Annotated in this window: 12 protein-coding genes and 1 pseudogene; 5 read left to right on the top strand and 8 right to left on the bottom strand. The window is 72.4% G+C overall.

The window, feature by feature from the left end; genetic code table 11:
- Positions 1 to 90 precede the first annotated feature (90 nt).
- Positions 91 to 1,026 (bottom strand): LysR substrate-binding domain-containing protein, encoded by a 936-nt coding sequence (locus ABZ887_RS13490; RefSeq protein WP_361287422.1) that lies wholly within the window; start codon positions 1,024 to 1,026, stop codon positions 91 to 93.
- A gap of 148 nt (positions 1,027 to 1,174) precedes the next feature.
- Here ABZ887_RS13490 and ABZ887_RS13485 point away from each other — a divergent pair, with 148 nt between their 5' ends.
- Together ABZ887_RS13485 and ABZ887_RS13480 are read left to right on the top strand one after the other, a co-directional pair.
- Positions 1,175 to 2,164: an aldo/keto reductase gene (locus ABZ887_RS13485; protein ID WP_361287419.1), complete on the top strand. Its 990-nt coding sequence runs from the start codon at positions 1,175 to 1,177 to the stop codon at positions 2,162 to 2,164.
- A gap of 54 nt (positions 2,165 to 2,218) precedes the next feature.
- The gene (locus tag ABZ887_RS13480) at positions 2,219 to 3,391 is read left to right on the top strand and encodes a PP2C family protein-serine/threonine phosphatase (RefSeq protein WP_361287416.1); all 1,173 of its coding nucleotides are present in this window, start codon (positions 2,219 to 2,221) and stop codon (positions 3,389 to 3,391) included.
- 26 nt (positions 3,392 to 3,417) lie between these two features.
- On the opposite strand, the gene ABZ887_RS13475 is transcribed toward ABZ887_RS13480, so the two are convergent.
- Positions 3,418 to 5,067, bottom strand: coding sequence for a carboxylesterase family protein (locus ABZ887_RS13475; protein ID WP_361287413.1), 1,650 nt, complete (start codon positions 5,065 to 5,067; stop codon positions 3,418 to 3,420).
- Positions 5,068 to 5,299: 232 nt separating this feature from the next.
- On the opposite strand from ABZ887_RS13475, the gene ABZ887_RS13470 reads away from it, so the two are divergent.
- Positions 5,300 to 6,085 (top strand): NPP1 family protein, encoded by a 786-nt coding sequence (locus ABZ887_RS13470; protein WP_361287410.1) that lies wholly within the window; start codon positions 5,300 to 5,302, stop codon positions 6,083 to 6,085.
- Positions 6,086 to 6,150: 65 nt separating this feature from the next.
- Here ABZ887_RS13470 and ABZ887_RS13465 read toward each other — a convergent pair whose 3' ends face one another.
- From ABZ887_RS13465 to ABZ887_RS13455, 3 genes are all read right to left on the bottom strand, one after another.
- The gene (locus tag ABZ887_RS13465; RefSeq protein WP_361287407.1) at positions 6,151 to 6,966 is read right to left on the bottom strand and encodes an SAM-dependent methyltransferase; all 816 of its coding nucleotides are present in this window, start codon (positions 6,964 to 6,966) and stop codon (positions 6,151 to 6,153) included.
- Between the two features lie 119 nt (positions 6,967 to 7,085).
- Positions 7,086 to 7,322, bottom strand: a complete 237-nt coding sequence (locus ABZ887_RS13460; RefSeq protein ID WP_174856016.1) for a DUF397 domain-containing protein — start codon at positions 7,320 to 7,322, stop codon at positions 7,086 to 7,088.
- 1 nt (position 7,323) lies between these two features.
- Entirely contained in the window at positions 7,324 to 8,199 is an 876-nt protein-coding gene (locus ABZ887_RS13455; RefSeq protein WP_361287404.1) for a helix-turn-helix transcriptional regulator, read from the bottom strand.
- 328 nt (positions 8,200 to 8,527) lie between these two features.
- Between ABZ887_RS13455 and ABZ887_RS13450 the strand changes: the two genes are divergently transcribed.
- The gene (locus tag ABZ887_RS13450; protein ID WP_361287401.1) at positions 8,528 to 9,205 is read left to right on the top strand and encodes an ATP-binding protein; all 678 of its coding nucleotides are present in this window, start codon (positions 8,528 to 8,530) and stop codon (positions 9,203 to 9,205) included.
- 209 nt (positions 9,206 to 9,414) lie between these two features.
- On the opposite strand, the gene ABZ887_RS13445 is transcribed toward ABZ887_RS13450, so the two are convergent.
- From ABZ887_RS13445 to ABZ887_RS13435, 3 genes are all read right to left on the bottom strand, one after another.
- Entirely contained in the window at positions 9,415 to 9,666 is a 252-nt protein-coding gene (locus ABZ887_RS13445; RefSeq protein WP_361287398.1) for a hypothetical protein, read from the bottom strand.
- Positions 9,667 to 9,693: 27 nt separating this feature from the next.
- Complete coding sequence (locus tag ABZ887_RS13440; protein WP_361287395.1) at positions 9,694 to 11,826, bottom strand: hypothetical protein; 2,133 nt, start codon at positions 11,824 to 11,826, stop codon at positions 9,694 to 9,696.
- Between the two features lie 634 nt (positions 11,827 to 12,460).
- Entirely contained in the window at positions 12,461 to 13,777 is a 1,317-nt protein-coding gene (locus ABZ887_RS13435; RefSeq protein ID WP_361287392.1) for a lipase family protein, read from the bottom strand.
- 156 nt (positions 13,778 to 13,933) lie between these two features.
- Here ABZ887_RS13435 and ABZ887_RS13430 point away from each other — a divergent pair.
- Positions 13,934 to 14,033, top strand: a pseudogene (locus ABZ887_RS13430) (ABC transporter permease); the annotation flags it as partial.

Genomic DNA, 14,033 nt, shown 5'->3' with positions numbered 1-14,033 from the left:
ACTCCGTTGCGGATGGGCGCCCTTCACGATCCTCGGGGACAACTGCGCAGGTCAAAGCGAACGTTGCTATGCCTTGATAGCCCGCTTCTATCATGGGGCGCGGCCGTCCAGGACCGCGTGCAGGCGGCTGTCGAGGGCGTCTCTCAGCCCCGCCTCCCGGGCGACCTTCACCAGGGCGCGGGCGAGCACGGACTGGGGTTCGCTGCGGGCGACGACGAGTCCGACCCGGGGGCCGTGGGCGGGGCCATCCAGCGGGACGACGCGCATGCCCTCCGGTACGCCGAACATGTGCAGCCAGGCGTGCGAGATCACACTGGACCAGCGGCCGCCGGGGAGGTGGGCGTACAGCCCGGCCACGCTGTCGGACTCGATCGCCGGGACGGGGGCGGCGCCGTCGGCGGCGAAGCAGTCGTCGATGATCCGCCGGTTGCGCATCCGCCGCCCGAGCAGGCACAGCGGGAGGGCGGCGGCCTCGGACCAGGTGGCCGTGACCGCGTCGCCGAGGGGGCCGCCGACCGGGGTGAGCAGGACGTACCGCTCCTCGTAGAGGGGGAAGCGGCGGACGTGGCGCAGTTCGTCGTCGTCCAGGTAGGTCATGGCCGCGTCCAGCTCGAACTCGGCGAGGCCGCGCCGGATGTCGGCGGACGACAGGGACTCCATGGCCACCCGGGCGTGCGGATGCCGGTCGCAGAAGGGGCCGGTGAGGAGCGAGGCGACGGGGACGGCGGTGGGGACGACACCGAGGCGCAGGGTGCCGGTGAGGCCGTCCCGGAGCGCCGACAGCTCCTGGCGGAGCGCGTCGCCCTCGGCCAGGATGCGGTGCGCCCACGCGAGGACGACCTCGCCCTCGGGGGTCAGGCCCTCGTAGCGGCGGCCCCGGCGCACGATCGGCACCGCCAGTTCGTGTTCGAGCCGCCGTATCGCGGCGGACAGGGAGGGCTGCGAGACATGGCAGGCGGCGGCCGCCCGGCCGAAGTGCCGTTCCCGGGCGAGCGCGACGAGGTATTCGAGCTGGCGCAGCAGCATGCGGCCTCCGCGGGCGGGCTCGGCGACGGGTTCTGGTACGGCTCCGGGTCCAGGTGTACCGGATCGGCGCCGCCCGTTTGACTTCGAGTGCTCTTCAAGTCGTAGCGTCCATGAGGAGAACGCGTCAGCGGGAAAGGCTGGGAGTCACATGCGACAGCGCAATCTGCGGGATCTTCAGGTGAGCAGCATCGGCCTCGGGTGCATGGGCATGTCCGCCTTCTACGGCACCGCCGACGAGGACGAGGGCGTGCGGACCATCCACCGCGCGCTGGAACTCGGCGTCACCTTCCTCGACACCGCGCAGCTCTACGGACCGCTCACCAACGAGTCGCTCGTCGGCGAGGCGGTCCGGGGGCACCGGGACGAGTACGTGATCGCCACCAAGTTCAACTACCGGATGGACCACGCCGTGCCCGGCGACATGAGCAGCATCGGCCCGCAGGACGGCTCGGCCGAGCACGTCCGCAGCTCGGTGCACGGCTCGCTGCAGCGCCTGGGCACCGACTACATCGACCTCTACTACCAGCACCGCGTCGACCCGAACGTGCCGATCGAGGAGACCGTCGGCGCGCTGGGCGAGCTGGTCGCCGAGGGGAAGGTGCGGCACATCGGGCTGAGCGAGGCCGGTCCCGAGACGATCCGGCGGGCCCACGCGGTCCACCCGGTCACGGCCGTGCAGACCGAGTACTCGCTGTGGTCGCGCGACCCCGAGGACGGGGTGCTGCCGACCTGCCGGGAGCTGGGCATCGGGTTCGTCCCGTACTCGCCGCTGGGCCGTGGCTTCCTCGCCGGCCGGTTCTCCTCCCCCGACGACCTCGACGCCAACGACTGGCGCCGCACCGGTCCCCGCTTCACCGGCGACAACCTCGACGCGAACCTGCGGCTGGCCGCCAAGGTGAAGGAGATCGCCGCCGAGAAGGACGTCACCCCGGCGCAGCTGGCCCTCGCCTGGGTGCTGGCGCAGGGCGACGGCATCGTCCCGATCCCGGGTACCAAGCGCGTCGGCTACCTGGAGCAGAACGCGGGCGCCGTCGACGTCGAGCTGACCAAGGAGGACCTGGCCCGTATCGAGGCCGAGGTGCCCCGGGCGGCGGGCGAGCGCTACGACGAGGCCGGGATGCGCTCCGTGGACCTCTAGGGCGCCCTCCGGCGCGCGGTGGCCGGTCCCCCGGCCGTGGCGCACGCTGGTGGCATGGGCAAGCTGCAGAGCTGTGCGACGGGGCTGCGGCGCTCGTGGCAGTCGTCGCACGCGCTGCTGCTGCTCCCGATCATCCTCATCCTGGTGATCACGGTGGCGGACCTCCGCACGCCGAAGGACATCCATCTGGGCCCCGCCCTGGTCATCGCCCCGGCGCTCACCCCGTCGTTCGCCGGTCCCCGGTCGACCGCGCTGGTCGGGGCGCTGGCGGTGGCCGCCCAGGTGGTGATCGCCGTGTTCCACGGCGGTCTGACCACCGCCAACCACATCGTGCAGATCGTCACCCTGACGCTCCTCTCGGTGATGGTGGTGATCTACAGCGCGGTCCGCGAGCGGCGCCGTGCCCAGCTGGCCCAGGTGCGCACGGTCGCGGAGGCGGCGCAGCACGTCCTGATGTGGCCGCTGCCCGAGCACATCGGCCCGCTGCGGATCGCCTCGCTCTACCTGGCCGCCGAGGACGAGGCGCAGATCGGCGGTGACCTGTACGCGGCCACCCGCTGCGACGGCGAGGTCCGGGTCATGATCGGCGACGTGCGGGGCAAGGGGCTGTCCGCGATCGGCGAGGCGGCCCTGCTGCTCGGCGCCTTCCGGGAGTCCGCCCACCGGCACGTCACGCTGCCGGACCTTGCCGCCGCCCTGGAGCAGAGTGTGCAGCGGTACGCGGCGGACCTGGAGCCCCCGGAGGAGGCGGGCGAGCGGTTCGCCACCGCGCTGCTGGTCGAGATCCCCGACGAGGACCCGGTCACCCGGATGACCAGCTCCGGCCATCCGCCGCCCCTGCTGCTGAGCCCGGGGCACGCGGTCACCGTGCCGAGCCTGCACCCGTCGCCGCCGCTCGGCGTACCCGAGGCGGGCGGCGCCGAGCACACCCTGGACGTGTTCTCCTTCGAGCCCGGCGACACCCTGCTGCTCTACACCGACGGTGTCGTCGAGGCCCGGGACGCGCAGGGCCGCTTCTACCCGCTCGCCGAGCGGGTCGCGCAGTGGACCGACGCCGCTCCGGAGGCGCTGATGCACCACATCCGGCGCGACCTGCTGGCGCACGCCGGCGGCCACCTCGGCGACGACGCGGCCCTGATCGCCCTGCAGCGCACCCCGACCGTGCACCACCGTCACCACCACGGCATCCTCGGCCACGGCTCGGCCCACGACTCCGCCCGGGCGTAGCGGGCCGCGGGCCTCGGAACGCGGCCTCAGAACTCCGTGGTCTGCGACTGCAGGTACGTCTTCAGGAAGGCGAGTCTGGCGTCGCTGTCGGCCACCGCGAGCGTGCCGAAGTTCGCGCCGAGTTCCATGGTCTGCGGGGTGTCGGTGGCGACGGCGGGCCAGTTGGCCAGGGAGGAGCCGTTCGGGTCGCCGCCTGCCGCGAAGCGGGCGACGTAGGAGGCGGTGGTGTCGGCGATGTCGTAGTCCTTGGAGGTCCAGGGGCGGTCGGTGTTGTAGAGGTAGCCGAGCAGGTAGTAGACGTCGGAGCCCTCGAAGGCGCCGGTCGCGCCGGTGCCGACGACCGGGTTCGTGTCGTCGTACCCGGGCGGGACGCGGGTCCAGAAGTAGGTGTGCACGGCGCTGGAGTTGGCGGCCGTGTCCTTGAACTGGGTCGCCCACAGGAAGGCGGAGACGCGCTCCTCGTCCCGGGCGTAGGCGCTGTACTGCTGGGCGGCCGCCGTGTCGCTGTCCGCCGGGTACAGGCCGAGGAAGGTGTCCGCGAGACCCAGCGGGCCGAACTCGGACCGGGCGTAGGCCTTGAACGCGTCGAGCGTCAGCTTCAGGTCGGGCGAGGCGCCGTTCGCGTCCTTGCAGACACCGGTGAGGACGGGCACGTCGGTCTCGGCGCAGGCCTTCAGTACGGCGGTGTAGCTGTCGGGCAGGACGTATCCGTCGAGGACGTGGCCGAAGTCGGCGGTGGTGTCGGCGGCGGCCAGGGTGACGATGTCGTCGGCGTCCAGCGCGCGCAGGCCCGCGAGATCGGCGGCGCCCGACCGGGCGGCGAAGTCGGTGCCGTCGGCCTCGGCGTCGGCGAGGCTCCGGTAGCGGCCGGTGCCCCGGGCGAGCCCCGGGTCCTTCGTGTACCGCACGCCCGAGGAGAGCAGCGCGCGGTGGTAGAGGCCCTTGGCGCGCCGGGACGCGAGCAGGATGTTCACGATGGACGCGCCCTGTGCCCAGCCCGCCAGGGTGACCCGGTCCGTGTCGCCGCCGAACGCGCCGATGTTGCGCTGGACCCACTCCAGCGCGGCGACGACGTCCAGGATCCCCCAGTTGCCGGAGCCGTCGTACGCGGACTCCGCGGTCAGCTCGGGGTGGGCGAGACCGCCGAGCGGGCCGACCCGGTGGTCGAGGGTCACCACGACCACGCCCTTGGACGCCAGCAGGGAGCCGTTGTAGATCTCCTGGCCCGACCACAGGGCCTGCTCGCCGCCGTACAGCCAGACGAGGACGGGGCGGCTGTTCCCCGAACCGGTGGCCGACGTCCAGATGTTGAGGTTCAGGCAGTCCTCGCCCAGCTCGGGCACCTGGTCGGCCGGGATGCCCGTGACCGGCTGCGGGCAGGCGGGGCCCCAGGAGTCGGCGGCCCGGACCCCGTCCCAGGAGGGGGCCGGCTGCGGCGGGCGCCAGCGGTTGGCGCCGGCGGTGGTGTCGGCGTACGGGATGCCCTTGTAGACGGTGACGCCCCGCAGGCTGCCCTGGACTCCGGTGACCTGGCCGGACTCCGTCGATATCACCGTGGCGGCCGTGGTCTTCGCCTCGGCCGGTGTGGCCAGCGTGCCGAGGAGTCCGGCCGCGGCGGCGGCGCCTAGGAAGCCGCGCCGGTTCAGCCGGGCGGAGGGCATGTCTGTGTCGCTCACTGGGGTTCCCTTTCGGGCGGTGGGGGGCGGACGAACCGACGAGCAGCCTGACCACCGACGGAGCGCACGGCAACCGCAACCGGGGGACTCACAGCAGGTCAACAGCCTCTGACACCAAAGCAGTTGGGCCTTCTGTTCAATTGTCTTTGGGTCAAAGTTAAGTCGTAAGGGTGGTCACCGGCCGGAGCCGACTGCCAGACTCCGCATCGCCTTTCACCGACAGGGAGCCCACATGCCCGACCTGCAGTCCCCCACCCGCAGACGGCCGCTGCGCAAGGCCCTCGCCGCTGCCCTCGGCGCGCTCGCGCTGGTCGTCGCCGTGCCCGCCACCGCGCACGCCGACGTCCTGACCCTGCTGCCGCAGAACGCCGACGGCCTGGAGCAGACGTTCTCCCCGGCCTACGACTACGACGGCGACGGCTGCTACGCCACCGCCGCGATCGGCGCCGACGGCACCATCAACCCCGGTCTCTCGCTCGGCGGTGACGTCAACGGCCACTGCCACGACTACGCGCAGCTCGCCAACGCCAACACCTACTCGCGCGAGAAGTGCAACAACGGCTGGTGCGCGGTGATGTACGCCAGCTACTTCGAGAAGGACCAGGCGACGTACGGGCCGCTGGCCATCGGTCACCGGCACGACTGGGAACACGTCATCGTGTGGATCCAGAACAACCAGGTGCAGTACGTCTCGGTGTCGCAGCACAGCAGCTACCAGGTGGCGGCCGCCTCGGCGATCCGGTTCGACGGCACCCACCCGAAGATCGTGTACCACAAGGACGGCCTGTCCACCCACGACTTCCGGTTCGCCAACTCCAACGACGACCCGCCGGAGAACGTGACCGGCGGCTGGTTCTTCCCGCGGCTGGTGGGCTGGGACGGCTACCCGGCGGGCTACCGCGACAAGTTGATGAACGCGGACTTCGGCGACGCCACCATCAAGATCAAGGACGGCTCGTTCAACGCCAACCTGGGGTACTCCATGCCGTCCGGGATCTCGTTCGACCCGAACGCCTGAGCCGGCCAGGTGGAACGACCGTGCCGGGGCCGGGAAGGTGAGTCGGGCCCCGGCACGGAGTCATGTCACGGCTTGCGGGCGACCGCTCCGTACATCGCGATGTCCTCGTCGCGGATGCCCTGTTCGCCGGTGCCGTCCGGGTGCCACTTGTGCACCTGGACGATGCCCGGCTCCACCAGCTCCAGGCCGTCGAAGAACGCGTGGGCCTCGTCGATGGTGCGCAGCCGCATCGGCATGTTGCGGGCCGCGTACTCGCGGGCGACCCGGCCCACCTCGTCGGGCGCGAACTCGGCGGTGCCGATGGACATCGCCAGGTAGCTGCCCGACGGCAGCGGTTCGAGCAGCCGCCGTACGACGCCCACCGCGTCGTCCGCGTCGAGCATGAAGTGGACGATGGCGATCACCGTGAGCGCGACCGGCTTGTCCAGGTCGAGGGTCTCGCGCAGCTCGGGGGCCTCGTAGAGGTCCGTCAGGTCGCGGAAGTCCGCCTCGATGTACGCCGTCCGGCCCTCCGGCGTGCTGGAGAGCAGGCCCTGGGACAGGGTGAGGACGATGGGGTCGTTGTCCACGTAGACGACCCGGGAGTCGGGGGACACCGCCTGGGCTATCTCGTGGAGGTTCGGGGAGGTGGGGATGCCGGTCCCGACGTCCAGGAACTGGCGCATCCCCGCCTCCTCGGCGAGCCAGCGCACGGCGCGGTTCATCCAGTCGCGGTTGGCGCGCATGTGGATCGGGAGCGCGGGCCACTCCCGGGACATCGCGTCACCCGCCTCCTGGTCGGCGGGGTAGTAGTCCTTGCCACCCAGGATGTAGTCGTAGATCCGCGCGGAGTGCGCGTTCTCGGTGTCGATGCGGTCGGCCGGCCATCCGTTGTCGGGCAACGCCGTGTCTCCCATTCAGGTGAGGGATGCGGGGGTGTTCGGGGGGCTGCGGGTGGTGCGTCAGATGTGAGGGGTTGGTTGAACGATCAGCTATAGCAAGGAAGTTCCGGGAAATCCGATCACATCAGGAAGTCGGCGTCACCCGCCTTCACTCCGGACAGGAAACTCGTCATCTCACGGGGCGTGAAGACCAGCGCCGGACCGTCGGGGTCGGTCGACTGGCGTACCGCGACCCGGCCGTCGGCGAGCTTCTTCACTTCCACGCAGGCGCCGCCGGCGTCGTCGCTCCACGGCTTGGACCAGCCGCGCGCGCCGAGTTGCCGGGACGGAATGCCGTTGTGTATGGGGTGGTGCACGTCAGAGCTCCTTGCGAATCGCACCGAGGAAGGCCTCGGTCTTTCTGGCGGGCGCTGCCTGCGCGCCCAACCGGTCCAGGGCCTCGCGATAGACCACGACGTCGTCGCTCTTGTCCAGGTAGACGGCGCCCACCAGGCCGTTGAGATAGACGATGTCGGGCAGTTCGGGGGCCCGGAACCGGAAGAGGTGGTACGCACCCGCGCGCATGGCGGGGTGCGGGCCGTTGGCGAACGGCATGATCTGCAAGGTGACGTTGGGGAGCCGGTTGATCTCGATCAGGTGGTCGACCTGGGCGCGCATGACCTCGGACCCGCCGACCGGCCAGCGCAGCACCGTCTCGTCCATCACGACCCACAGCCGCGGGGGTGCCTCCCGGGTGATCAGTTCCTGGCGGCGCATGCGCAGCGCCACCATGCGCTCGGTCGCCTCGCCCGGCGCGTGCGGGTTGCCGGCGCCGAGCAGGGCTGCGGCGTACTGGCGGGTCTGCAACAGGCCGTGCACGAACTGGTTCTCGTAGGCACGGATCTGCAACGCCGCCTGTTCCAGGCTGAGATACGCGGCGAACCAGTCCGGCATCACATCGCGGTAGGTGTGCCACCAGCCGCGCTTGTTGGCCTCGCGCACCGACTGCAGGAAGGTGTCGACCTCCTGGCGGTCCGTCACACCGTAGACCTGCAGCAGCTTCTCGGCGTCGGCCAGCCGGAGCCGGGCCACCTTGGCGGCCTCCATCCGGCGGATCGTGGAGTGGCTCACCCCGATCGCGGCGGCCGCCTGCTCATAGGTCAGTCCGGCCCGGGTCCGCATCTCCTCCAGCTGTCTGCCGAGGATCATGCGCAGGACGGAAGGGGCTCCGCCCCAGTCGGTCTCCGAGGTCACGCCCTACCCCCTCACACCAGGTTTCAGGGTCACCGTCTCATGTGGTTGTGATCGTTCACGGACTCGTTCGATCACTTCCTGTCGGGGAGCAGCATGCACTTCGCTTCTTGCAATTTTCAACTTGCCGGTTGCGAGGCGATGTTGGCAGATGCCAGAGTGGAGGTACTGCTCCGGCCGACCAAGGAGCAGGCGAAGCAGTCCAGTTGGGGGAGACTGAGCTGCGGCCCGGCGCCGCCCAGGCACGGGTCGTCGTCTGCCCCCGAGCGGCCCGGGGCGGACGCGAACGCTCAGCCCCCACGCTGCGAAGCCGGACGAAAGGCGCACGGCGATGGCCCCGCCCTCTCTCCCCCAGCCACTCGACCGACTGCCCGAGGACCACATACCCGGTCTGCCGCGGCCCGCCCTGGCGGCCGCGGCCGAGGGCCCGCACCGCCCGTCGGACGCGACGGGCATCCCCAGACCACCCGGAGGCGAACGCCTCGGTCGACTCCCTGGGCCGCAAGGCCTCGACCGGTTCGCCTCCGGGGACCGTCCCGCCGTGCTCAGCCGGGCCTTCGACCTGGCGCCGACGCCGCGCGCGGTGGGCAACGCCCGCCGGAGCGTGGGCGAACTGCTCGGTTCGTGGGGCGTGTGCGAGGAGGCCCGCGACAACGCGGTCCTGGTGACCTCGGAACTGGTCACCAACGCGATCGTGCACTCGGCCGGCCGGCGGATCATCTGCCGGGTGCACGCCGACGCCGACCGGATCCGGATCGAGGTCGAGGACCAGAACAACGGGAGCATCGTGCTCCCGGCGCCCCGGCGGGCCAGACCCGACGAGCAGAACGGCCGCGGCCTGTTCCTCGTCGACGCCCTCAGCGTCGACTGGGGTGTCACGGCCGCGCCGGAGGGACGGCCCTCCGCCCGCGTCGTCTGGGCCGAGCTGTCGACGGCACCGGACGCACCGCTCACCACCCCCCACGTCTCAGGAGGCCCTCCGACCCATGGACCGTCCCCCCACTCCTGACCCCGCCGCCGACCCGTCCTGGACCCGCACCCGCCCCAAGCCCGGCCCGGAACAACCCCACACCGCTCCGGCCGGCACCGCCACACGCTGAGCAGGCACGGCCACACCGCGGCCGGGACGCGACCGTCCCGGCCGCGACGCATGTCCGACGGGCCGCATGTCCGCCGCGCCGTGCGTTCACCACACCGCGTGTTCGGGGGCCGCACGGCTCACTCCGCCGCATGCGCCAGCAACGCGGTCGCGGCCGACCGCAGTTGTACCGCCGCGGTCACACAGGCCGTCGCCTGCCGCTCGAGGGCGGCGCGGGACCACTCCGGCGCCTCGGCACGGTTGCCCAGCGTCTCGGCGGCGCCCCGCAGCCGTTGGGCGTAGCCGTCCATCCGGTCCGCGTCGGCTCTCAGGTCGTCCACGTACGCGAGGAGTTCCGGGGCGGCGGTGACGGGACGGGACTGGGTCGCCATGGGGCTCACCTGTCGTCGGAGGGATGCCTAGCGCGGCAGCACCGCGCCGGCGCTTCTGCGGGCCGTGAACCGGGGGCTGGACAGCACGAACCCGGGTCGTACGGCGTCTAGTTCGAGGATCTGCAGGTACCGGGCGAGCGGCCCGTGGGCGCCGTCGAGGCGCAGCCGCAGCCGGGGGCGGGCGTGGACGCGCGACCTGCCGTGCGCGCGGACCAGGGTGCGTACGGTGCTCCCGCCCCGGCGCCCGTAGAGCACCCAGTCCGCCTCGGGACAGCGGGCGTGGGGGCCCGGGCGGCCCTCCACCGAGACACCCAACTCGGGCGCGTACACGCGCAGTTCCCGTCCCTGCAGATCGACGTCGGCGGTGCCGCGCACGGCCGGCTGGGCCCAGATCTCCTCGGCCACCGCCCGCGCCTCCTCCGTGCCTACGGCGAGCGCGACCACGTACCGTCCGGTGCGGCGCAGGTCGGCACGGCGCAGCAGGTCCGCGGCGAGGTCGTAGGCGCGCGGCCGCCAGAGGTCGTCGACCAGCACCGACAGGCCGAGCTCGGTGTAGGGGCCGATGGTGGTGCAGCGGTGTTCGTAGAGGGAGAGCACGGCGAGGGCGCGGCGGCCGAGCCGGGCGGGGACCAGCCAGGCGACGTCGGGCAGCAGGCTGCGGGCCACGTCCGTGTCGACCGGGAAGCACAGGTGCGCGGCCGAGGAGTCGTAGTAGCGCACCGGGACGTCGACCGGGCCCGCCGAGGTGGCGACGCTGGTGGTGGGGACCGCCAGGAAGGGATAGCCCTCCGGTGGGCGGGCGCGGTCCCTTAGCCGGTAGACGCGGGTGCGTTCCACCGGGCCCCGGTAGGGGGTGAGGGCCTGGTCGACGTCGGCCCGGGCCTGCGGGATCACCGTCTCCAGGTGGTCGATGTAGACGCGGAGCAGGTGGCAGTGCGGGAACTCGCGGGTGGGCCCGGTGTAGTCGACCCGGTAGCGGTTGGGGTGCGGGGCGCCGGGGCCGTCCAGGGCCGGGACGATGTCGTGCCGGTTGGTGATGCCGGCGACCCAGGTGCGCGGGTCGGCGGGCCGGCGGTCGTCCACCCGCGCGCCGACGGCGACCACGTGGGTGACCCGGTAGGCGCGGCAGAACTCGTCGTCCTGCGCGAGGTTCAGCAGCGCGATCGCGCCCTCGCCGTGCCCGACCAGCGCGAGGTCGGCGCCGCGCGGGATGCCGTGGTCCCGGATCGCCAGCAGGATCGAGCGGGTGTACGGCGAGTCGGTCAGGAACAGGTTGCGCCAGGCGCCGGCGAAGTCCTGCGGGGAGTCGTCGCGGGGCCGGCCGGGGGAAGCGCCGGGTGCCTGGACGACGTACCGGTGCACGCCGTCGGGGCCGCGTACCTCCTGGACGAGGACGCGGCCGTCGCCGGCGAGCACGTCGATGTTGCGCAGGAAGCCGAGGAAGGAGCCCTCGGTGGCGAGGTACCGCGCCTCCTGGGCGGTCGGTTCGACGGCCTGGGCGGCGCCCTCGCCCCTGGCCGGTAGGGAGAGGTGGGAGGCGTCGAGGCCGCCGGCCGGGCCGGCCGTCAGCTCCCGGCCCGCGGCCAGGGCCCAGGCGGTCTCGTCGCTCAGCGGATCCTCGTCCAGCAGGCCCCGGATGGCGAGGAGTTCGGCCAGGATCGGGGCGAGCGCGGACAGCGAGCGCTGGGCGCCCTGGTCCTTGAAGAGGGCCCGCAGCGCGCGGACGGCCTCCGGGACGTGGTCGGCGCTGACGGCGTCCGTCAGCCGGCGCATGCCCGGGTCGTGGCCGAACTCGGGGTGGTCGAGGAGTACGGCGGCGATCCTGAGCCGCAGCGAGCTCACCGCCACCTGCGCGGCCAGGCTCTCCCGGCCCAGCGCCTCCCCCGCCGCGCCGAGCAGATGGCCGACGCCGTCCGGGGCGACGATCGCCGAGCCGCCGAGGCCCTGCTTGTTGGTGAGCGTCCGCAGCAGCGCCCAGCGGGCGGCCAGGCCGGTACGCGGGCGGCGGCGCGCGGAACCCGTCAGCGCCGGGGAGAACAGGACGGAGCTGGTCCGCGCGGAGACCTCGCGGATGCCCTCGGCGACGGCCACCACGTCACGGGCGCAGTCCCGCAGCAGCTCCTCCGCGGGCGGCCCGGAGGCACGGCGATGCGCTGCCATCCGGCGCTCCCTGGGATCGACGACATGGCCTGGTCCCATCGTGTGCCCTGGATCCGGTGCCCGCACCTTCGTCCGTCCGGGTGACGTGTCCGCCGGTACGGCCGTGCTGTGCCGGTCCGGTGGCCAGTACCCCGTGCGCGTAGGCGCTGGCGGGGCTGCTGCTGGTGCCGCCCGGGCAGGGAGTCGCAATTGGTCGCCGAAGGGAAACGAGGACGGTTTAACTCGATCGCGTGATGACTGGCTCCCAGCCTTGCGGTTGCCTGGGCCATTCGGGCTACGGTGATGGCGTGATCCGGGACGTCGGGTACGGCGTCGGCGTACGGGGCCCCCGCTCCACCGGAGTGATGGTTCGGGGCCTCCCCGTCGCCTCTGGCCGCAGTCATACACCCAGGTCACGGAGGGAACCGGCCTCCCGGGATCGGACCACGGACAGGATCCGTGTCGCTGCCCCGGGGTCGAGTACGCCGGGGACCAGTGCGCCCAAGACCGTTTGGGGCGTGCGGCTGAGCGGGCTCACCCCTGCTCAGTCCACAGGAACGGTGTGGTGGACGACCAGCAAGGTCACACCAGTACCCTGACGTGCGGTGGGCGCCGACTGCGACGACGGCGGGCACCGCACGTCAGGGCTTTCCGTTCACGGCTGTACGGGCATGCTCCAGCAGTTGGAGACGGCCGGTACGCCGGACAGCCGGGCCGTGAGCCAGGCGATGGCGTCACCCTGGTCGGTGAGCAGGGGTTCGAGGTGGTTCAGCAGGGCACGGCCCGCGTCCGGCAGGAGGACCGGCACGTAGGTGACGTTCGCTCCCTCGCCGCACCAGTCGACGGCGAGGCGCCGCGCCTGTGCGTGCGGGACGAGGTCGTCGCTGACCCCGGTGGCCAGCCGGACCGGGCTCGCCGGTGCCGTCGTACCGATGCGCTGTTCCTTGAGGAAGGCCTGGAGGGCGGGCTCCTCGGCGACGACCTCGGCGATGGAGCTGCCGTCGTCCGTCCAGGCGGAGCTGTGGACCGAGCCGTAGGCGAGGAGCGCGTCGCCGACGCACATCGTCGACAGGTCGGCGAGGGCGGCCCGGCCCGCCGCGCCCAGGTGGGCATCGACGATCGGCTTGAGGGCCGGGTCGGACTGGACGAAGCCGTTGACCGCCCAGCCGAGGGCGCCGGCCAGGTCGCTGCCGTCGATGGCCGCGGTGACGGCGGTGAGGTCGGCGGGCGGCGCCCCGGCATAGCTGCCGGAGAGGGTGATGTCCGGGGCGTAGGCGGGCTGGAGCTCGGCGGCCGCGGCGGTCGCGCCACCGCCCTGGCTGTAGCCGAACAGGCCCACCCGCGAGGCGGCGGTGACCGAGGCACCGGGGAGGTTGCGGGCGGCGCGTACAGCGTCCAGGACGGCGTGGGCGCCGTCGAGCCGGTTGACGTAGGTGTGCAGCCGGTCCGTGGCGCCGAGCCCGACGTAGTCGGTGACGACGACCGCGACGCCCTCGGCGAGCAGCCGGTAGATCGACAGGTCCTCGTAACCCACCGACACCGTCTGGCCGTTGAGGACCAGCGGGTGCTCCAGGCCCATGGACGCGGCGCACTGGTCGCCCTGCCCCATGGTGCCGGGGGCCAGCGCGACCAGCGGACGGGCGCCGGGGCCCAGCCAGGGCAGGGTGGGCTCGATGTAGGCGCCGGTGACGGCGACGGGGTCGCCCGCCGAGTCGGTGGACTTGTACATCAGCCGGGTCGCGCTGCCCGGCAGCGGACCGGGCAGGCTCGGCAGGCTCAGGGCCAGCGGGAGAGGTTCGGTGCGGACGAGGGCGCCGTCGGCCGTGGGCAGGGTGGCCGGCGGGTCGTAGAAGGCGGGGATGGTGACGCCCCTGGAGACCTCCGCCTGCGAGGCCGTGGCCTGCAGGGTCTGGAGGCAGAGACAGGCCGCGGCGGTGAGGGCGGTGGCCAGCAGTCGAACGCGGACGCGCATGGGGAACCTCCTGGACGTGCTGGACGTGGGAGGTGCGGAGGACGTCCCCGGAGCGGCCGACGGGGCGGGTGCGGTTTACCCGACGGTAACGAGGATTGCCTTACCGGCGGTAGCAGTCGTCAGGTTACGGTTCAGTAATGTGACGCGCAGTCAACAGCGGTCCGGGTGCTCTTCGGCAACCCCGGCCAGTCCCTGTCGGGCGCCTGGCCGATGCAGCACCCGGTGTGGGCGTCACTGATCTACTCGGTCCTGATCA

This window comes from Streptomyces sp. NPDC047061, from assembly GCF_040643955.1.
Taxonomy (GTDB): Bacteria; Actinomycetota; Actinomycetes; order Streptomycetales; family Streptomycetaceae; genus Streptomyces.
The sequence above is the reverse complement of the archived record's forward strand: the minus strand, read 5'-3'. Positions and strand labels throughout refer to the sequence as shown.

What these genes read in the sequence shown, in the direction of transcription:
- ABZ887_RS13490 (WP_361287422.1), bottom strand. Translation starts at nt 1,026, where the DNA reads ATGCTGCTGCGCCAGCTCGAATACCTCGTCGCGCTCGCCCGGGAACGG.
- ABZ887_RS13485 (WP_361287419.1), top strand. Translation starts at nt 1,175, where the DNA reads ATGCGACAGCGCAATCTGCGGGATCTTCAGGTGAGCAGCATCGGCCTC.
- ABZ887_RS13480 (WP_361287416.1), top strand. Translation starts at nt 2,219, where the DNA reads ATGGGCAAGCTGCAGAGCTGTGCGACGGGGCTGCGGCGCTCGTGGCAG.
- ABZ887_RS13470 (WP_361287410.1), top strand. Translation starts at nt 5,300, where the DNA reads ATGCCCGACCTGCAGTCCCCCACCCGCAGACGGCCGCTGCGCAAGGCC.
- ABZ887_RS13450 (WP_361287401.1), top strand. Translation starts at nt 8,528, where the DNA reads ATGGCCCCGCCCTCTCTCCCCCAGCCACTCGACCGACTGCCCGAGGAC.
- ABZ887_RS13445 (WP_361287398.1), bottom strand. Translation starts at nt 9,666, where the DNA reads ATGGCGACCCAGTCCCGTCCCGTCACCGCCGCCCCGGAACTCCTCGCG.
- ABZ887_RS13440 (WP_361287395.1), bottom strand. Translation starts at nt 11,826, where the DNA reads ATGGCAGCGCATCGCCGTGCCTCCGGGCCGCCCGCGGAGGAGCTGCTG.
- ABZ887_RS13435 (WP_361287392.1), bottom strand. Translation starts at nt 13,777, where the DNA reads ATGCGCGTCCGCGTTCGACTGCTGGCCACCGCCCTCACCGCCGCGGCC.